Origin of the sequence: Streptomyces sp. NRRL WC-3742 (assembly GCF_000720635.1) — a bacterium.
Lineage (GTDB): Bacteria > Actinomycetota > Actinomycetes > Streptomycetales > Streptomycetaceae > Kitasatospora.
In genome coordinates, this window is record NZ_JOCF01000007.1 from 142,170 (window position 1) to 160,674 (window position 18,505).

Annotated in this window: 18 protein-coding genes and 3 pseudogenes; 10 read left to right on the plus strand and 11 right to left on the minus strand. The window is 71.7% G+C overall.

Features of this window, described 5'->3' with window-relative positions; genetic code table 11:
- Positions 1 to 527 precede the first annotated feature (527 nt).
- Positions 528 to 896, plus strand: a pseudogene (locus tag IH61_RS0106675) (IS5 family transposase); the annotation flags it as partial.
- Positions 897 to 950: 54 nt separating this feature from the next.
- On the opposite strand, the gene IH61_RS0106680 reads toward IH61_RS0106675, so the two are convergent.
- From IH61_RS0106680 to IH61_RS0106690, 3 genes are all read right to left on the minus strand, one after another.
- Positions 951 to 1,655 carry a hypothetical protein gene (locus IH61_RS0106680; RefSeq protein ID WP_031066391.1) on the minus strand — a complete coding sequence of 235 codons (705 nt, stop codon included), beginning with the start codon at positions 1,653 to 1,655 and terminating at the stop codon, positions 951 to 953.
- A complete protein-coding gene (locus IH61_RS0106685; RefSeq protein WP_031066395.1) occupies positions 1,655 to 3,766 on the minus strand; it encodes a hypothetical protein in 2,112 nt (703 codons plus the stop codon). The genes IH61_RS0106680 and IH61_RS0106685 overlap by 1 nt, the downstream gene beginning before the upstream one ends.
- Positions 3,767 to 3,883: 117 nt before the next feature.
- Complete coding sequence (locus IH61_RS0106690) at positions 3,884 to 4,759, minus strand: hypothetical protein (RefSeq protein ID WP_031066398.1); 876 nt, start codon at positions 4,757 to 4,759, stop codon at positions 3,884 to 3,886.
- Between the two features lie 1,301 nt (positions 4,760 to 6,060).
- Here IH61_RS0106690 and IH61_RS0106705 point away from each other — a divergent pair.
- Complete coding sequence (locus IH61_RS0106705; RefSeq protein WP_158844724.1) at positions 6,061 to 7,212, plus strand: agmatine deiminase family protein; 1,152 nt, start codon at positions 6,061 to 6,063, stop codon at positions 7,210 to 7,212.
- Between the two features lie 208 nt (positions 7,213 to 7,420).
- Here the strand turns inward: IH61_RS0106705 and IH61_RS0106710 are convergent, their stop codons facing one another.
- On the minus strand, positions 7,421 to 7,852 hold the full coding sequence (locus IH61_RS0106710) for a hypothetical protein (RefSeq protein ID WP_031066406.1): 432 nt from the start codon (positions 7,850 to 7,852) through the stop codon (positions 7,421 to 7,423).
- A gap of 221 nt (positions 7,853 to 8,073) precedes the next feature.
- Between IH61_RS0106710 and IH61_RS0106715 the strand changes: the two genes are divergently transcribed.
- Positions 8,074 to 8,472, plus strand: coding sequence for a hypothetical protein (locus IH61_RS0106715; RefSeq protein WP_031066409.1), 399 nt, complete (start codon positions 8,074 to 8,076; stop codon positions 8,470 to 8,472).
- Between the two features lie 221 nt (positions 8,473 to 8,693).
- Positions 8,694 to 9,224 (plus strand): GNAT family N-acetyltransferase, encoded by a 531-nt coding sequence (locus tag IH61_RS0106720; RefSeq protein WP_031066412.1) that lies wholly within the window; start codon positions 8,694 to 8,696, stop codon positions 9,222 to 9,224.
- A 63-nt stretch (positions 9,225 to 9,287) separates the two neighbouring features.
- On the opposite strand, the gene IH61_RS0106725 is transcribed toward IH61_RS0106720, so the two are convergent.
- Positions 9,288 to 10,049, minus strand: coding sequence for a dienelactone hydrolase family protein (locus IH61_RS0106725; protein ID WP_031066413.1), 762 nt, complete (start codon positions 10,047 to 10,049; stop codon positions 9,288 to 9,290).
- 68 nt (positions 10,050 to 10,117) lie between these two features.
- Here IH61_RS0106725 and IH61_RS0106730 point away from each other — a divergent pair, with 68 nt between their 5' ends.
- The gene (locus IH61_RS0106730; protein ID WP_037971785.1) at positions 10,118 to 10,939 is read left to right on the plus strand and encodes a helix-turn-helix transcriptional regulator; all 822 of its coding nucleotides are present in this window, start codon (positions 10,118 to 10,120) and stop codon (positions 10,937 to 10,939) included.
- 37 nt (positions 10,940 to 10,976) lie between these two features.
- On the opposite strand, the gene IH61_RS49505 is transcribed toward IH61_RS0106730, so the two are convergent.
- The 4 genes from IH61_RS49505 to IH61_RS42625 all read right to left on the minus strand — a co-directional run bounded on the left by IH61_RS49505 (position 10,977) and on the right by IH61_RS42625 (position 14,641).
- Positions 10,977 to 11,108, minus strand: a complete 132-nt coding sequence (locus IH61_RS49505; protein WP_267883994.1) for a hypothetical protein — start codon at positions 11,106 to 11,108, stop codon at positions 10,977 to 10,979.
- Positions 11,109 to 11,455: 347 nt separating this feature from the next.
- A complete protein-coding gene (locus IH61_RS0106740) occupies positions 11,456 to 12,577 on the minus strand; it encodes a hypothetical protein (protein WP_031066417.1) in 1,122 nt (373 codons plus the stop codon).
- Between the two features lie 16 nt (positions 12,578 to 12,593).
- Positions 12,594 to 14,288 carry a relaxase/mobilization nuclease domain-containing protein gene (locus tag IH61_RS0106745; RefSeq protein ID WP_051836402.1) on the minus strand — a complete coding sequence of 565 codons (1,695 nt, stop codon included), beginning with the start codon at positions 14,286 to 14,288 and terminating at the stop codon, positions 12,594 to 12,596.
- Positions 14,285 to 14,641 carry a hypothetical protein gene (locus tag IH61_RS42625; protein ID WP_234327058.1) on the minus strand — a complete coding sequence of 119 codons (357 nt, stop codon included), beginning with the start codon at positions 14,639 to 14,641 and terminating at the stop codon, positions 14,285 to 14,287. The genes IH61_RS0106745 and IH61_RS42625 overlap by 4 nt, the downstream gene beginning before the upstream one ends.
- A 165-nt stretch (positions 14,642 to 14,806) precedes the next feature.
- Here IH61_RS42625 and IH61_RS0106755 point away from each other — a divergent pair, with 165 nt between their 5' ends.
- Together IH61_RS0106755 and IH61_RS48250 are read left to right on the plus strand one after the other, a co-directional pair.
- Positions 14,807 to 15,142, plus strand: coding sequence for a hypothetical protein (locus IH61_RS0106755; RefSeq protein ID WP_158844727.1), 336 nt, complete (start codon positions 14,807 to 14,809; stop codon positions 15,140 to 15,142).
- 107 nt (positions 15,143 to 15,249) lie between these two features.
- Positions 15,250 to 15,501: pseudogene (locus IH61_RS48250) on the plus strand (cytochrome P450); the annotation flags it as partial.
- Here the strand turns inward: IH61_RS48250 and IH61_RS50195 are convergent.
- Positions 15,385 to 15,822, minus strand: a complete 438-nt coding sequence (locus IH61_RS50195; protein WP_031066425.1) for an MFS transporter — start codon at positions 15,820 to 15,822, stop codon at positions 15,385 to 15,387. The pseudogene IH61_RS48250 and the gene IH61_RS50195 overlap by 117 nt on opposite strands.
- 131 nt (positions 15,823 to 15,953) lie before the next feature.
- Between IH61_RS50195 and IH61_RS0106765 the strand changes: the two genes are divergently transcribed.
- Entirely contained in the window at positions 15,954 to 16,328 is a 375-nt protein-coding gene (locus IH61_RS0106765; protein WP_234327059.1) for a YciI family protein, read from the plus strand.
- Positions 16,325 to 17,110 (plus strand): annotated as a pseudogene (locus IH61_RS0106770) (RNA polymerase sigma factor); the annotation flags it as partial. The gene IH61_RS0106765 and the pseudogene IH61_RS0106770, both read left to right, overlap by 4 nt.
- A gap of 483 nt (positions 17,111 to 17,593) precedes the next feature.
- Here the strand turns inward: IH61_RS0106770 and IH61_RS45665 are convergent.
- Complete coding sequence (locus IH61_RS45665; RefSeq protein ID WP_324607583.1) at positions 17,594 to 18,094, minus strand: YciI family protein; 501 nt, start codon at positions 18,092 to 18,094, stop codon at positions 17,594 to 17,596.
- Here IH61_RS45665 and IH61_RS0106775 point away from each other — a divergent pair.
- Positions 18,093 to 18,458, plus strand: a complete 366-nt coding sequence (locus IH61_RS0106775) for a nuclear transport factor 2 family protein (protein WP_051836406.1) — start codon at positions 18,093 to 18,095, stop codon at positions 18,456 to 18,458. The genes IH61_RS45665 and IH61_RS0106775 overlap by 2 nt on opposite strands.
- Positions 18,459 to 18,505 lie beyond the last annotated feature (47 nt).

The following is an 18,505-nucleotide window of genomic DNA, read 5'->3' on the forward strand; positions in this document are numbered from 1 at the left end:
GGATGCGTCGAAATATCTGTGACTCGTGCGGTGCCCAAGGGTCTCCCAGAGCAGAGGGAGTGGCCGCCTACCTTCCGCTGCCCGCGGGCAGACACCAAGCAAGGCAGGGGAGGATCTGCCATCTGGACCTCCTCCGGCGGTTGGAGGCGGTGGCCGATCACCTTGATGAGCTCGGGAGCCTCTCAGCCGGTCCCCGGCAGGTCCGGGACCGGCACATAGCCGCACATCACAGCCGCTCCGCAGCGTCCGCCCTGCGCAACGCGCTGCCCGTGGAGGAAGGCACGGAGGGGTGACCCAGGAGGCCACGTGGGGTGACTTCAACGCCCTGGCGTCGTTCAGGCTGGAGTACGCCCTGGCGGCGCCGGCCGAGGCCGAGGGCCGCAGCACTCCCGGCCAGCACGGTGCGCGCAGTACGCCCCGTCCGGCTGTGCCCGCTCTCGGCCTCATCCACCTCCGCGCGCGCAGCGCAACTAGGAGTTGTCCGCCCGATCATGTGACTATCACCGGCCTTGGTCGTTAGTTCGGGCATGGGGCGGGGTGATCTCACGGATGCCGGGTGGGAACGGCTGAGGCCGTTCCTGCCGGTCAGCAACAGGCGGTGCGGCCGCTGGCGCGACCATCGGCAGGTGATCGACGGGATATTGCACCGGGTGCGGACGGGTGTGCACTGGCGTGACCTGCCCGAGCGGTTCGGGCCGTGGAAGACGGTCTACGAACGCCATCGGCTGTGGTCGGCCGACGGGACCTGGGAGCGTCTGCTCCAGCGGGTCCAGGCGGAAGCGGACGCGGCCGGCGACATCGACTGGGACATCTCCGTCGACTCCACCATCGTGCGGGCTCACCACCACGCTCGTCTCGTGCGCCGACGGCCTGGGCGAGGACGGCGCCGACGCCCGTGAGGCGCGGCGCGTGCTCGCGGGGATCCTCGCCGATCGGTGCTGAGGCCGCGGCTATCCGGGAGGCGGCGGCATTCCGGGGGTCGGCGGCGTTCCGAGTGGTGGGGGCGGGAAGCGGTGCGGCGGGGGTTGCGGGGGTGGCTGGGTGAGGTAGCCGGGGCGTGGGACCGGGGTGCTCGGGAGCGGGCGGGCGTGGCCGAAGGGCGGCGGGGGCGCCGGCGGCAGGAGCGGCGGCGGCACGGGGCGGGGCCGGCGGCGCGTCAGCCGGTAGTAGCGGTGGGAGGCCGGCAGGGCGAGCAGGGTGAGGGAGACGGCGGTGAGCGCCAGCATGCCCGCGGCCGTGAGCCGGATCAGGTCGCTGAGCCAGGACAGCGAGCCGTAGGCGTCCGCCCGCAGGACCAGCACCTCCGCGACAGCCGACAGGCCGCCCACCACCCAGGCCAGGACCCGGGCCGTCTGCCGGCCCCGGCCCGCCAGGACGGCGAGCAGCAGGACGACCGCGGCGACCACGGCCGCCAGGGTGCCGAAGGCGACCAGGCCGGTCGCGGCATCGCTGCCGGCCTGGGGGTCGGCGGCCTGCTCCGTCCGCTGGTCGCGGTACTCGGGGATCGCGAAGAAGGCGCCGGTGGCCGCCACCAGGGCGAGCGATGCCGCCCCGGCGAGCAGGTAGCCCGCCGCGAAGACCGTGCCCGGCGCGCGGGGCCGCCGTGGCGGCGGGGGTGGGAGGGGCGGTGCGGCCGGCCAGGCCGCGGCCGTCATCACGCGGCCCCTTCGGCCGTGCGCCGGCGGCGGATCAGCAGCACCCCGCCGGCCGTCAGCCAGAGCAGGAGCGGCAGGGCCGCGAGCGGGTAGAAGAGCCGGTTCGAGGTCGCCTGCGGCGGGGCGGCGAACGCCTCGGCTGGCGGGACGGCGGTGGTCTGGCCGCCGAGCCAGAGCCCCTTCCCGTCGCCGCTGGGCCCGTTCAGCGCGTCCCGTGCGGCCGTGGCGAGTTCGGGGTGGTCCTGGGCGAACTTCTCGGCGCTGACGCGGTTCTGGTTGATCCGGCTGAAGTTCACGCCGCCGTAGACGTACGTGTAGGTGTAGACGGTGTCGCCCTTGGTGGTGGTGTGGCTGACGTTGAACTCGCCGTTCTTGTACGACTGCACGTAGCGGTCGAACACCTCGCGCGGCGACCAGGGTTCGCGCGAGGTCCAGTGGCTGATGTCGCCCTTGCCGACGAGGTCGGAGTACGCGGTGTGCTTGGTGGCGCTGCGCTGGCGGAACCATTCCGCGGCGACGCGGCTGGCGTAGACCCGGCGCAGGTCGGCGTACTCGGGCGCGTGGTTCACGGCGTCCTGGACCTGCGGGAGGATGGTCTGGCGGTAGACGTCCTCGTTGTGCTTCGTGGCCGCCTTGTCCTGATGGGTGCAGCCGTTCGAGCCGCCGACGCCCTGGGCCTTGACGACGTCCGACTCCATCTTGACGAGCAACGGCGCGTCCAGGATGTACAGTTCGTCGCCCGTGTCGCGGACGGTGGCGGTGTCGGGCACGATCCACTGGCGCATCGAGATGCACTTGGTGTCGCCCTGGAGGGAGTCCCAGAACGTCTGGCCGCCCGGGGTGTCGGGGTGGATGAACTTGGCGACGACCTTCTTCATCGCCAGGTCCGCCTCCAGCAGGACGCGGCCTGCGTCGGTCTTCCCGAACTTGGCGTCGATGATCCGGTCCGGCTCGTCCGGGTTGAGGTTCACGGTGAAGGAGGAGGGCGGGAGTTCCATCCAGACGAAGAAGGAGTCGGAGGCGAGGCGGGCGTTGCGCACGCCGCCGAAGGATGCCTGGTCGGGCTCGAGGGAGTCGGCCTTGAAGGCGTACTGGACGCCGGGGCCGTGGTGGTAGGTGTCGGAGACGTAGCGCAGTTCGAGGGTGGAGAAGTCGACGCCGCCCAGGTCGTCGGTCAGCTCGGGGTGGCCGGACTCCTCGTCCAACGCGGCGTTCTCCGCCCGGAATTCGGCCGCCTCCTCGGCGGTGTTCGCGGAGCCGGTGATCTCGCTCGGGGCGGCGCCCTGGGCCTGGAACTGGTCGGGGGCGCGCATGGTGTCGTCCGGCACGGCGGGGCCGGCTTTGGCGCCGTTGGGGGTGGTGCCGGGGATGACGGGCTGCTTCTTCGCGGGCACGACGAAGTAGGAGATCCCGGCGCTCTGGAGCAGGTTCTTGGCCCCCTTGGTGGGTTCGCTGGGGAAGATGTACACCAGCTTGCGGGGGTTGGCCTTGCCCTTCTCCGCCTCGACGAATGCCTTGTCCTTCGGGTACTGCTTCATGTTGATGCCCCGGCCGGACTTGACCTCGTAGTACAGGCCGAGGTCCTCGTTTCCGAAGTCGTACTGGCGGTTCGCGTCCGCCACCTGGACCTCGGTCTTCCAGCCGAAGTTGGCGCCGAGTCGCAGCCGGTCGGCGACGTGGAGCTGGAATGCCTTCCCCTGGGCGTCGTTGCCCTCGCGCGGGATCTGGCCGTTCAGCCAGGCCGTCCAGGGCTGCGTGCGGGAGGGGGCCTTGACGTTCACGGGGTCCTTGGCGTAGGCCGCCTGCTCGCCGGCCTTGCGGAGCAGGTACTCGTGCCGCCGCGTCAGGAGGTGCTCCCAGGTGCCGGACTTCCCGGCCTTGTCGCTGTAGGTCGCGGCCTCGATGTCGGCCTGGCTCGGCTCGGGGGTGCCCCGGAACGCCTCGGAGGGATTCTCGTAGCGGTACACCTGGACCCCGCCGGGCGACACGGGGTGGGCGCCGCCCGGGAGTTCGTCGGCACTGGGTGCCCTGCCGCCGAAGGTGGGCAGGGGTATCTGCGGGGGCGCGGCCTCTCCCGCACCCGGCAGGCCGACGACCCCGATCAGGGCCATGAGTAAGAGCCCGAGCGACAACGGCAGGACCCGGCGACGTCCACCCATGATCCGGCTTTCCCCTCGACAGGTACTTCGGCCCCCGACGGTAACCGGGCGCACCGAATTTCGGAAGGCTCATGCCAAACGATCGTGAATGCGCCGGAGCATGCCCGGCGCACGGTCGTTGAGCGCGATCTGCAGGATCAGGAAGGGCACGGCCGTCCTGCCGTCGGGAAGGAACTGGTCCAGGAACGGGCGCCCGAGGAACATGTTCTCGGCCGGATCGCCCGGGTAGTAGTTCCACCGCGCGCGCATCGCGGGCCGGATCACCTCGCCCAGGTACCAGACGGCGCCGTCCGTGAACTCCGGATGCGAGGCCAACTCCTCGGAGCAGGCGACCAGTTCACGCAGGGTCTCCTCCAGCTCGCCCAGCGAGTCCGGGGAGAAGTCCCAACGCTCGGGCCTGCGCGTGTACGTGGCGAGCCAGGCATGGTGCTGCGCGGCGCGCTCGGGCAGCCAGTGGGCGAGGAAGTCCTCGCCGTAGAGGGTGAGGTCGCGGTCCAGCCCGGGCGTGAGCTCCTTCACCGGCTCCCAGCCGGGCACGGCCGCGCGCCGCTCGGCGATGGCGGCCTCCAGACTCCGGTACGCGCGGCCGAACTCGCCGCCGTCGCCCGACTCCTGGGCTCGGCCGACGATCCGCGCGGGGCTCAGCGGCGCCAGCCCGAGGGCCGCGTCCGGTGCGACGACCGGCCCGTCGCCCTGGTCGTCCCACTCCCAGTGCCCGCCCGCCAGCGTCAGCAGGGCCTCGCCCAGGAAGGCCGCGACGCGCTCCAGGAACTCGGCGGTCGGGGCGCTGCGGGTGTTTCGAGCACTGCGGGCGAGGACCTCCGCCTCCAGCCGGGCCAGCGAGGCCGCCGAGTAGTCCGGCAGGGCGCCCTGCGCCAGCTCGTGGTCGACCAGGCCGGTGACCCGGGGGTGCATGCCCTCCAGCCACTCCTGCAACGGGTCCATCACGCCTCCTGCCGACCGGCCGCGCGCATCCACGGGCTCACGCCCATCCTCCGGGTACGGCGCGCGCGCCGCAACGGTCAGCTCCGACGCGGCGGTTCGGCGCCGTACAGGTGGTCGACCGCGACGTGACCACCCCCGGCTTCGCCGCCCTGCGGGCCCGGCTCCTCACCGGCCTCGACGTCACGGACGGGCCCGCCCAGCAGCCCTGACGGCCGACGGCTCGCCCCGCGCCCAATCCAACACCCGCCGTCAGCCCACCGGGAAAGGCGGCGTCGGCATCGGCCCGCCCCACGGTCACCTCCCGAGGCCCGCCCGCTGCACGGCGGGCGGGCCGTACGGCCACCCACCCCCATACGCCAGAGCCAACGAACCAGTGGGTGGCATGGGCACGGTCAGCACCTGCGATGCCACCACGCCAACTCCGGGTCCTCCAGGGGCTCGTGATGCGTTCGCTCGAGGAGCACCGCATCCAGGCGCTCGACCTGCACCCGGAGTTCGCGGGCGGCCCTCAGCGGAAGCATGAACAGAGCGTCTTGCAGCTTGTCCCGGGCCCAACCCTCTCCGCAGCAAGGGCAGGTGAACTCCGCCTCCCACTGCCTCCATCGACGCCCCGTGCCGTGGACGCGCACGGACCACACGCTCAGCGCCACCGCCACGATGCCCGGAGACAATCGCTCCCGCTCGAGCACACGGACAGCGGCATTCGCCGCTCCCGACAGGCATGGGACATCGCGATACCGCACCCAGCAGCTACCCAAGCCGCATTCCCGCGGCCGAAGCGAAGCTGGTGTTCTACGAGGCACAGCCCCTTCGGATGAACGTCATGGACGGCATCCTCCCACAACCCAAGATCGGCCGGACAGGCTCTAGATGTCGCGGCAGGTGGCGAGGAGTTGGGCCCGGCTCATCCCCCCGGAGCCGGTCACCGAGAGGCTTCGCTCGGCGCAGCGGGGAAGCAGCGTGCTGGTCGCCGTCGAGGGGCTGCTCGTGGAGACTACGCGAACCGCCGCCGGGCGCTCACCGGTTGAACCTGCCCTCGCGTACCTGAATGCCTGGCGGATCCTCACCGAGCAGGTAGCCCAGGATCAGTTGCTTCCACCGGTTGGGACCGAGCGTGGACTTCCGAGGGGCTCACGCAACGGTGGTCCGGGGTTCGGTGGTTCGGGTATTGACTTCCGGTCATGAAAAACTCACCTTCCGGCTGGGACCCTGGGCAGATGACTTCCCAGCAGCGCGCCGTAGCGGCCGCCTCCGTGCTCATATCCTCTCTGCTCATCACTGTCGCGCTGTCACCCCAGGCCGTGGCGGCGGGGCCGGACCCGACGAGCGGTGGCAGCACCTGGGTCGACGGTCCGCGCCTGGAGCGGCCGGGCGGCACGCTCATGGCCGGCGAGCGGCCTTCTCGAGCGAGTGCCGCCCCGGCCGGCAACGCACGTACCGCGCAGGCGCGGCACCCCGAATCCCACGGAAATGACCCACTGCCCACCGATGTGGCCGTCGTGCCGGGGGAGTTCGAACCGGTGGACAAGACCCTCGTCGCCTGGCTGGTCGACGATCAGGAGTCGTCCGCGGACCAGAAGACCTACTTCACCGAGTTGGTGCGGGCCGCGTCCGCGAACTCGCGTGCGGTGGTGGTCGGCGGCTCCCGGGAGGCAGTGGACGACGCCCGCACCAGGCTGGGCGCAGCGGGTGTGGACACCTCCGGCATCGACTTCGTGGACGCCAAGCTGAACACCTGGTGGATACGTGACTACGGCCCGATCGCCGCCCGTACCACCGGCGGCGGTAAGCGGTTCATCCATACCAAGTACTACGACGACCGTCCCAACGACGATGCTTTCGCCGCCCGGGCGGCGGACCTGTGGAAGGTGCCCCTGTCGCGGACCGACCTGGAGAGCGAGGGCGGCAACTTCCTGTCGGACGGGGCGGGCGGATGCCTGGTCACCACCGCGATACTCGACCGTCCACTCAACGTCGAGAACCACGTGACCGCCGCGGACGTGCGCGACAGGTTCGGCTCGCTCTACGGCTGCCGGCGGACCACGATCCTGGACCCCATCAAGGGCGAAGGAACCGGCCACGTCGACATGTTCGCGGCCTTCACGGGCAACAAGGATGTCTTGGTCGGAAAGTACGACCCGGCGTACGACCCCGAGAACGCGCAGGTGCTCGACGCCGACGCGGACCGGCTCAGCGCGGCCGGCTACCGGGTACGCCGGATCCCGATGCCCCGGCACGACGATGGCGTGTTCCGCTCCTACACCAACTCCCTGGCAGTGAACAGATCGGTCCTGGTCCCGGTCTACTCGGACGACACCGAGAACGAGAAGGCAGCACTCGATGCCTATCGCGCGGCCTTCCCCGACCGGACGATCGTGACGATCGACGCCACAGCGATCATCACGACCGGCGGGGCGATTCACTGCACCACGATGACGTTCGCAGCCCGCTGAGCCCGCCAGTGGCGCAACGGTGTTCGCTGCTCCGCCCGGACCCCCGGGACGGGCACCTCAGGCACCTCAGGCACCTCAGGCACCGCGCTCCAGCGCGTCACGCGGTCGAGCGCCACCGATGTAGGTGCCCACCTCCGGCGAGCGGCAAGACCATCAAACGCGAGGTTGGCCTCGCCGCACGCTTCGGACAGACCGCGTGAACGGCGATCTAACAGACGTATTCGCTGGGCGAATACAGCTGATATGCCTGGCCAGGGAAGTCGACGAGCGCTTGTCCCTGTACGTAGCAGGTGTTTCGCCAGTTGGTGGAAGCTCCCCAGATCTTCGTCGTGGTGCCGGGGGGTGCCTGGGTGTAGGGGATGGGCTTGTAGGCGTTGAAGGCCCCACCCGAATTGATCCACTGTTTGTCGTTCGAGAGGCCCAGGACCGTGATCCAGCCGTTGTGGATCTCGAGGTACGGCTGCCAGTAGCCGTTGCCTCCGAGATGGATGCACTCGTCGATGGAGATCCCCTGACCGAGGTCCAGCGGCGTGGAACAGTAGTAGGTGTCGGCCGCGTGGGCGGCTGTGGTCTGGAGGCCGACGTCGGCCAGTGAGGCCAGCGTGACCACGGCCGCTGTGGCGATGCGGTGCAAGCGCATGCGCACGGTTCCCCCCGTTGCTTCGAGCCCCGTCGATGGGCTGCAGTGGTCGAGACCCTACAGAAGGACCTGCGTACACCCCAGGCGGTATTCAGCCAGCCAAGCGTCTTCACCGAGCCGGAATGGTCGGACGCGTGAGAGACGGGTGGGCCTGGACAGCGCCGCTGGTCACTGGCTCGGAGAGCGGGGAACCGGTTCCATCCTTGTCGCGTCGAAGGGCCATGATGAATCGCAGCTCCGGCAATCGCCGCACCAGCGGCCGCAGCGCGGCCCTGATCCTCACCGCCATGTTCGCCACTCCGCTGGTCACCGGTTGCGGCAGCAGCGGTGAAGCCCCGGCCTCCCCGGCCTCCGCCGCACCCGTGGTGGTCCCGTCCTCCGCGCCCGCCACCTCAACTCCGGTCGACCCCGTACACGTCACCGCGACGCCCGTCCCCGCAATGGTGGTGCGCCCCGCCCTCAGGTGCCCCGACGGCACTCACCGCGGCATAGCGAACCGGGGAACGTGGAGTGCAGATGCCTGCTTCGACGGCTCCGGAAAGGAAGTCCCGCCGATCACGATCAGCTACGAGGAGTGGGAAGCGTTGGTCGCGGCCCACGACCCCAAGGTCTTCCCCTAAAGCTTGCCGGGTGGGCGGGTCCTGGCGTTGGTCGCTGCCGTTCCTCCGGGCATTGGGTCACATCAGTCCAAGACTCCGGACCTGGTGATGGCTTCGCCCACCGTCCGCGAGCGCACAGAGGCGCGGCGTTCGCACAGCGCACCGGGCAGCCCTCTCGGGTGGGCGGGCGCGCGATGGAAATTCGGTGTCGTGGGCCGCGTTCGGGGCTGTAGAAATGTGACATGCTACATGGCGCTCAGGTCATCCTCCGGGCCCGGCACGAGGGCGATGTCCCCGTGCTCCAGGCCGAGTTGTACGACGACGTCGCGACCCGCGCCCGGGCCGACTCGCGGCCGTGGCGGCCGATCCCGCCGGGGTCGGCGCAGTCGCCGTACGTGGTGTCGGGACCGTCCGAGGATGCCGCGTGTTTCTCCGTGGTAGAGGCGGCGTCGGGTGAGTTGGCCGGGGAGGCACTGCTGTGGGGCACCGACGTCCACAACCGGGTCGGACACGTGGGCATCGCGCTGCGTCCGCGGCACCGGGGGCGCGGGTTTGCGGCGGATGTCCTCCGGGTGCTGTGCCGGTACGGGTTCGTGGTGCTTGGGCTGCACCGGCTTCAGGTGGAGACGCTTGCCGACAATGCGCCGATGGTCCGGGCGGCCGTTAGGGCAGGCTTCGCCGTCGAGGGGACGCTGCGCCGTTCGGCCTGGGTGTGTGGGGAGTTCGCGGACGAGGTGGTGCTCGGACAGCTGGCCGAGGAGTGGCACCGGTGAGCCGCAGCCCTGCCGGCTCGATGCCTCCGCCCCGCCGGACGAGGTCCAGCAGGGCGCTCGGGACTACGCTCCGGCGTCGGCCAGCAGGGTGTGCACGCGGTTCCATGCGTCGGACGCCGTGGCCGGGTCGGTGCTGAGGAAGCCATGCCCGGTGCCGGGGTAGACGACGAACTCGTGGTCGATGCCGGCCTCGCGCAGTGCCCGGGCGATCTCGCGTTGGTGGGCGGGCGGGACGACGTGGTCGTTCTCGCCGACGAGGAAGAGGACCCGGGCAGTGATGGCGGGGGTCAGGGAGAGGGTTGGTTCGGGGCGGCTGAGCGGGATGTCGGTCGTCGGCAGCCATCCTCCGTAGAGGACGGCGACGGAGGCGAGGTCGAACGCGGTGGCCGCGAGGTAGGCGATGTGACCGCCTATGCTCAGGCCGACCATGCCGACGCGTTCGCTGCCGGACGCCCGAAGGTGCTCGATGCAGGCGCGGACGTCGTCGAGCACGGTGGTGCGGGTCATCAACTCCAGGAGTTCGAAGCCGCGTTCGCGGCCGGCGGGGTCGCGGGGGAGTTCCGTGCCGGGCGCGGTCCGGTGGTGCAGGTCCGGTGCGAGCGCGGTGAACCCCAGAGTGGCGAGGCGGTTGCAGACGTCGCGGACGGCGGCGTCGACTCCGAAGAGTTCCATGGCCACCACGACGCCGGGGAACGGGCCGGGAGTTGCCGGCCGGGCGAGGTAGCCGCCCATCGGCGGCCCGTCGTCGCCGACCTGGATGCCGACCCGTTCGGTACGGATGGTGTGGGGCCCGGACGCCGTCCCACCGGTGTTTCCTGTGTTCATGGTGCCAACGTAGTCACGCCGTAAACTGGTATCCACAGGACGCTGTTCCTAGTAACAGGAGTACCAGGATGACCCAGTCCGCGATTCGGGCACGGGAGTTGGGGAACCTGCTCCGGACGCGACGCGAGCGGCTCCAGCCCTCGGACGTCGGTCTGCCGCCGGGCGTCCGGCGCCGGACCCGGGGCCTGCGCCGCGAGGAGGTGGCCCAGCTCGCGGCCATCTCCTCGACGTATTACACCGTCCTGGAACAGGGCCGCGACGTGCGGCCCTCACGGCAGGTGCTCGACGCGCTGGCGACGGCGCTGCGGCTCGACGGCGCGGAACGGGCGCACATCCACGAGCTCATCCACGGTGCCCCGCCCGCGCAGGTCAGCGCCGTCGAGACGCTTCCTCCCGCGCTCGTCGCACTGGTCGACCGGCTCGACCCCTGTCCGGCCTACGTCACCGGCCGGTGTTGGGACGTCCTGGCCTCCAACCGCGCGGCCAGGGTGTTGTGGACTGACTGGCCCGCCCGGCCGGCTCGGGACCGCAACCTGCTGTGGTGGATGTTCACCGACCCCGAGGCCCGGGACGTCATGGCCGACTGGCCGGCCGAGGCATCCGCGCTCCTCGGCCGCTTCCGCACGGCCGCAGCCCGCCACCCGGGCGACCCGGCCTTCAACGCATTGCTCGAACGCCTGCATACCGCGAGCCCCGTGGTGAGGCAGTGGTGGCCGCAACACCCCGTCACGCCCCTGGGCTCCGGTACCAAACGGCTCCGCCATCCCGTGCTGGGAGAACTCGAACTCCACCACGTCGTGCTTCAGCTCGCGGACGATCCGGAACAGAAGCTCGTCACCTTCACCGCCGGTGACCGGGACCAGGCCCGAATCGCCGAACTCCTGGCGTAGGGGCGCAAGCCTCACCGTGAGCGCCATGGCGGCCCGCTCAGGATCGGCGGCCCCCGGACGCCTCGTCATCGGCGATGACCAGGTCGATGGCGCGCTCGACATCGCCGCGGGCGCGTTCGTGCAGGGCCGACACGCTGTAGAGCGACGGCTCGGGAGCGGTGTCGACCACGAGCGAGAGCCCAGGGGCGAACCGCTCCATGACGAGGGAGGCGTCGAGGCCGGGGCGTCGGTGGTGCAGGGCCCGGACGAGTGCCCAGCTCCACGCGTCGAACCGAGCCCGGCGTGTCGGGTCGCAGGCATCGACCGCCTGGGCGACCCCGGTGTCGTCGACGTCGTAGGCCGCCAGCAGGGCGTGGAAAGTCTGGCCGAATCACGCTGAGGATTCGATGAGGACCGCTGTCGGTGAGGTCGGCGAGCTGCCAGGGGCGTGATCTCCGGTCAGCACCTGTACGGCGGCCCCTCGTGGCGGGCCGGCTCCGGCACGTCACCGCCCCGACCGAGGAGCGGAGTCGCTGACTACCGCGAACGCCTCGACGTCGGCCTGGGCACCGGAGCCTGGTACGGGGCGCCCGTGAAATGGGCGGGCGCTCCGCGGCGTGTCCGCGACGGGGGCCGGCCGGCGGTTGCCGAGGTGGCGGTGGCGGAGGTGGTCACCACCGGGGTTGAGGTGAGGTCGCCGGAGGTCGGCCTGTGGAGCGCCTCCGTGGTGGCCTGGACCAGGCGTGGGACGAGGGCGGAGACGGGGCTGGCCTCCCAGGAGCGGTCGCGCAGCAGGTGGGCGAGGTGGTCGGGGACGGAGCGTCCGTCGTCCTCGATGCGTGCCATGCGGGCGGCCAGCAGGGGCCACTGGCGGGAGTTGACCAGGAGCCCGGCCTCCCGTTCCTTGCCCGTCAGGGCCAGGTGGACCCACCGTACGTAGCGGGCGTTCTCGGTGTCGCTGACGCCCAATTGTGCCAACGCCCGGCGACGGTTGTTGAGGTCGAGGTCGCGGGGAAGGTCCAGGCCGACCGTCAGCGGGCCGTACGAGCGCACCGCATCGCGGCTCGGCCCCGCTGCCGGCCGCCGGGCGGCGTCGACCACCCGGTTGATCGCCTGGTCGACGCCGACGCCCTCGGCATGGGCGGCCGCCAGGATCTGCCGGACGTCGACTCCGCGTTCCCGCAGCGCGTGCATGGTGGCGGCGAGGTCGGGCCATGCCGGGGAGGAGAGGATCGCCTCGCGGACCGGCCCTGCGGGCATCGTCGAGCGCAGCAGGCGTGCCCATTCCTCAGTTCCTGCCGAGTTGGCCGCCACCGCGTCCCGTACCTGGACGGCGATGTCGCCCAGCCTGGGGAGGAACTGGTCCAGGTCGACGCCGGCCTGCCGGAGTGCGACCAACTGCTGCGCCATGGCCGGCCAGTCCGCGCCGGACATCAACGCCCATGCCACGTCCGGGGATACGCGTTCCTTGAGGTCGCGGGCCGCTTCGGGGACGGCCTGTTCGGGCGACGGCAGCGGCCGCTCCTCGCCCGCTCTGCGCCGGGCGGCGCGTCGCACCGCGTCCGCCACCGCCAGTACCAGGCGGACGGCCATGGTGGACGTCTGCACCGCCTCGCCCACCGCTTCCGCGAAGGGCTCGCCCGGATAGGGCATCGTCATCCCGGTCTCCTGTCGTTCAGCGGACCCGCTTAGGGCTCTCGCGATCGGTCTGAAGGTCTGGTCGCGTTCTGGCCGCGAGGTGTGCGGCAGCGGCCCGGGGTGGTGAAGGCGGGGTCGCGGTGCCGTTTGGGTTGGACGGTACGGTGTGGGCGGCGAGCCAGCCGTCCAGGCGCCAGGCCAGCACCTGGGCGGCGGAGCCCGCCGGGTCGAGCTCGCGCCGGGCCGCCACCCCCTCCAGGACCGAGCCGGCGTCGACGGCGTTGCGCTCCAGAGCGGCAAGCCGCAGGCACAGGGCAGGCCATGCCGGATCGACCAGCACCTTCGACGCGTGGGCGGGAAGAGCCTTCGTCACCAGGGCGGAGTGGTCCGGCTCGGATTGCCGGGCACGTGGGTGCCCGCCGGCCGTGGCCGCGCCGGTACTCACCTCGGCGGCTTCCCGCAGAGCCCGTTCCGTCCTCGCCGCGGCCTCGGCCTGGAGCGGGTACCCCTGGGCCTCGTGCCAGCGCTGCGCCGCTGTGACGGCGGTGACCAGCGCGAGGAGGAAGCCGAGGAAGGCGGCCGTGTCGTTGCGGCCGGAGAGCGTGGTGGCGGAGGCGAGGATCCGCGCCGACCGGCGGAACAGCGCGCGGGCCTCGCCGTCGAGTTCGCGCCGGCCCGGGGCCCGGGCGGCGCGCTCGAACGCCGTCGCGGAGGCCCGTAGCTGCGTCCGGGCGGAAGGGGCGGAGCCGGGTACGAGTACGAGGAGGTCGCCGAGCGCGGCCACGTCACCGGCGCCCTGGAGCGCACGCGCCGAGCCGATCCGGTCGGTGGCGGCGCGGACGTTCTGCTCGAGCGTCTGCCAGAGCGAGGCGGCCGGCACGTCCTGAACCGGCATCGGCAGGCGCCAGCGTTCACGGACCCGGGGGAGCGACAGGTCGTAGGCGAGGGAGCCACCGCCGAACCACACCGCCCGCTGCCCCCGGTCACGGTCGCCGGGCAGCGCCACCGCATAACCCGCGGCCGTACCGGTGCCGGGGGCGGTGCGGCGCGCGACCCGGACACCGGAGTCGCGCAGCCGGGCGAAGAAGTCCTCCTCGCCCGCCGCAGCGGCCGCCGCCACGCGCACGGTCCGCTCGAGCTGGTCGCGCACGCTCTCCGACAGCCGGCGCCGCTCGGCCTTGCGCGTCTCACCGGTCGTGGGCCACCTTTTCGCGGTTCGGTCCCCGGACGTCAGACGCCGCAGACCCCACTCCGCCTCGAACCGCCGGGCCAGGCGCTGCATCCGCACGATGTCCTGCCGCAGATTGGGCTGGATACCGTCCTGCCGGGCCTTCGTCGCGACGATGTGGATGTGGTCCTGCGCGTGGCGGACCGCCACCCACCGGCACCCCCACGCATCACCCTCCGGGGCGATACCCGCCGCGGCCATCATGGCGCGGGCCACCTCCGCCCACTGACCGTCGCTCAGCACAGGATCGTCAGGCGCCAAGCGCACCGCCACGTGGTAGACGTGCTCGGCCGGCACACTGCCCCGCAGCGCCCGCACCGGGGCGTCCAGCAGCAGCGCCAGATCCCCGACCTTCACCTCCGCCGACCGCGCCGGATCGGGCACCCACGGCGCCCAGGCGGCGACCATCCGCGGGTCCTCGTGCTCGTCCCGCTTCCCCGGCCCGTACAGGTAGAACAGCAGCCCCGCGGTGTCACTCCCGCCCCGCGCCCTCTTCGGAATCACCAGCGCGCCGCCCGCTCCCGCATCACCTGCACCGTCGCGCGATCGACCCGCCGTACGGCCTCCTCCACGGACCCGGCATCCGCACCGGCCGACTCCCCGATCCGCACCAGTTCCGCTCTCGAGCGGATCAGCTCCACCAGCACATCGCGCGCGTCCGCCGACACCGGCACCAGCTGCTCCATCGCCACCGCCAACGCCTTACGCGCCACCCACGCCGACACCGCCATGCCCTCGCGCTTCGCCGCCTCCTGCACGATCGTCAGCTCGGCATCGTTGTACGCCAGATTCACCCGGTTCGACCGCGGCGACTGCATCTGCCGCTCCCGCCGCCGCGCCACCTGCCCGTCCACCACGTCGGCCCTCCTCACCTCCGGCAGCTCTCCCGCTGCGCCACTCTGCTGGGTCCTCGATTTCGCCGCATGGATCTGCACCGGTGACCCACCGGGAAATCGCTGACACGAGTGACTCCGCGGAGTTGGTCCACGATCGGCAGAGGTCGTGCCCGTACGATCCCCGCCATGTCGAGAGAAGAAGAGTTCCTGCTGCGGATGCGCGAGATCCAGGCCGAGCGCGAGAAGGCCATCGTCCCGCTCGCCGCCATCATGACCGAGCGCCGCCGCCTGAAGGACCTCCTGGCCGAGACCGAGGCCCCGTACGGCCGGGCCTACGCAGCCGCCGAATCCGCAGGCTGGAGCGTCGACGAGCTCTCCAGACTCGGCGCGGAGACGCCGACCCGCCGACCGAAGGGCAGGCCCCGGAAGCACGCCTCCGTCAACGGCGGCGCCATCCCGGGGCCATCGGCCGGCGGCGCGGGGAACGCGACAGCGGCGGCGCACGGTCCGGTGGGCGGGTAGAGCGAGTTAGTGCCATTTGTTACTGCGGCGATTCGGGCGGTGGGGAGGGCTCGTGCGCGAATCAGGGCGTCGGGGCGGTGGCGGCTCGGCAGCGGGTGAGGTCGAGGCGGGAGGTGGAGGTCTTCACTGACCCCGACGAGTTCGACGTGGCCCGCGCGCACAACGACCACGTCAGGTTCGGCAAGGGCAGCCCGCACCTGTGCCTGGGCAACCTGCTGGCGCGGACCGAGATCCGCATCCTGTTAGAGGAGTTGATCCCGCGCCTGTCGTCGGTCCGCCTCACCGGCGAGGTGCCCCGCGTCCGCTCCGACTTCGTCAATGGCATCAGGCACCTCCCGGTGGGGGTCACCCCGGAGTGAGTGCCCGGCGGCGACCCTCCGCCGGTGGGCGCGGGTTACCGTCGGTCGGTGCACCGCCAGGCCGACGGCGTACATGCGCCTGCGACCGAACCGGTCGCCCAGCGCGGCGCCGGTGAGCAGTGAGCAGGCGAAGCACAGGTTGTAGGCGTTGACCGTCCACTCCAGGTCGGACAGGCTGCCGTGCAGCGAGCTCCGCAGGACGGGTAGAGCAGTGGTGACCACCAGGGTGTCCAGGGCGGTCATGAAGGCGCCCAGGGACGCGAGTACCAGGGTCCAGGTCTGCCGGGTGGGCTGCGCCGGGTGGGCGGTGAGGGCGGTCATGGTGACGACACCTCCTCGTGCCGGTCGTGATCTCTCACCAGGTCGTGCTCTCTCACCAGTAGGACGAGCGGCCCCGGGTCCGATGGACAACGATGGGACTGTCCATCCGGGCGATTCCGTTCGTCCCACCTGTGACCGAACGGATGGAGGCGGACGAGATGCGGTACCTGCTGATGATCTGCACGGAGGAGAGCGCCATCGGCGCGCTCAGCCCGGAGGAGGGCGCAGCGATGCTGGCCCGGTACGCGGCGTTCGGCGAGGAGATGGCCGGCCGCGGAGTGCTGCTCGGCGGTGAGCGCCTGCGGCCGACCACCGATGCCACGACCGTACGGGTGCGCGACGACGAGGTGCTGGTCGCGGACGGACCGTTCGCCGAGACGAAGGAACAGGTCGGCGGCTACTACCTCGTCGACTGCCAGGACCTCGACGAGGCCATCGAGATCGCGTCCAGGATTCCCGGGGCGCGCCACGGAACCATCGAGGTGAGACCGATCTGGGAGCGGTGACGGACCACACCGAGGACGCCGTCGCGGAGGCATTCCGCGCCGAATGGGGCCGAATCGTCGCCGTCCTGATCCGCTGGACCGGCGACTGGGACCTCGCCGAGGAGTGCGCTCAGGACGCGTTCGAGCGGGCGCTGGACCGATGGCCCCGCGACGGCGTCCCCGACCACCCGGGGGCGTGGCTGATCACCACGGCCCGCAACCGGGCCGTGGACCGTCTGCGCCGTACCCGGACCGAGGCCGTCAAGCTCCGGGAACTCGCGATGACCACCTTCGACCCCGAACCGCCCCCGGCGGACGACAGCGGAATCGCCGACGACCGGCTGCGGCTGATCTTCACCTGCTGCCACCCGGCCCTGCCACTGGACGCTCGGGTCGCCCTCACCCTGCGGACCCTGGCCGGACTCACCACCCCGGAGATCGCCCGCGCGTTCCTCGTCTCCGACCAGGCGATGGCCAAGCGCCTGGTCCGCGCCAAGGCGAAGATCCGCGACACCGGCATCCCCTACCGCGTACCGCCGGGCCACCTGCTGCCCGAACGCACCGCAGGCGTGCTCGCTGTGCTCTACCTGCTGTTCAACGAGGGCTACAGCGCCACCGAAGGCGCAGAACTGGTCCGGACCGGTCTCTGCGCCGAGGCGATCCGCCTCGGCCGCCTGCTGGTCGAGCTGATGCCCGACGAGGCCGAGGCCCACGGGCTGCTGGCGCTCATGCTCCTGCACGACGCCCGTCGCGCCGCCCGGGTGAACGAAGCCGGGGAGCTCGTACCGCTGGAGGAACAGGACCGCACCCGGTGGAACGCCGGCACCATCGCGGAAGGGCTCGCCGCCCTCGACGCCGCCGCCCGTCGGGCCCCGCCTGGCTTCTACCAGCTGCAGGCCGGAATCGCCGCCCGCCACGCGACCGCGCCGACGGCGGCCGACACCGACTGGGCGGGGATCGCCCAGCTCTACGGGCGCCTCGCGGAGCTCACACGCTCACCGGTGGTGAAGCTGAACCTGGCGGTCGCCAGGGCCATGGCCGAAGGGCCGGAGGTCGGCCTGGACCTCATCGCCCAGCTCGACGACGAGCCGGAGTTCGCCGGATACCATCTGCTCCCCGCCACCCGCGCCGACCTGCTCCGGCGCCTCGGCCGCCACACCGAAGCGGCCACCGCCTACGGCGAGGCCCTCGCCCTGGCGGGCAGCGACACCGAACGCCGCTACCTGCGCGCCGCCTGGCGGAGGCTGCCAACGGCTGATCCGGTGAACGGGGACGGCGGCGCCCCCTCACGGGTCGGTGCGGATACCCGGGATGACCGGCCGGACCTCGACCGCGCCGCGCCAGGCGGCCGGGATCTCGGCGGCGAGCGCGATCGCCTCCGCCTGGTCGGCGCAGTCCAGGAGGACGAAGCCGGTCAGGGCCTCCTTGGTCTCCGCGTACGGCCCGTCGCTGGCCACGATCTCGCCGCCCCGCGCGCCGCGGACCCGCACCACGGTGGCCGTCGAGGTGGGACGCAGCGCGTTGCCGCCGACGTACCGGGGCCCGGCCTCGGACCGGAACCGGTCCCACTCGGCCAGCTGCGAGGCGTACTCCGGGGCGCTCCAGTCGACGTCGGCCGTGTAGATCAAGGCTGCGTAGAGCGTCATCGTGCCGTCCTCTCCGATCGGTGAGCGGTCGGGTGTCCATCCTCCGGCCCGGCCGTTCGTCCAGAAGGCGAACCCCCGCCATGACCTCAGAATCCCCACCCCGTCGCTCCGCCGCACCCGCTGGCCTTGGAGGACCGTCATGAACACCGCCGACACACTCGCCGTCGTCCGCGCCTACCACCGGGCCTGGACCAGCGGCGACCACCCGGCAGCCGTCCGGCTGCTCGCCCCCGACCTCGCGGTCGAGACGCCGGTCAACGAGTACCCGACCGTCGAGTCCTTCGCGCAGGCCCTCAGCGGCTTCGGCAGCCTGGTCCGCAGTGTCCGGCTGCTCTCCGAGCTGGCCGGGGACGACGAGGCCGTGCTGCTGTACGACCTGGAGGCCGAGAGGATCGGGCCGATGCGCATCGCCGAACACTTCACCGTCCAGGGCGGTCGGATCACCCGGATCCGGCAGATCCATGACACGGTGGCCGTGCGGGCCGCCGGCCTCGTAGCCTCGTAGCGGAGAGAGAGTGACCGCGATGACGCTCCACCCGGCGCCGACCCACA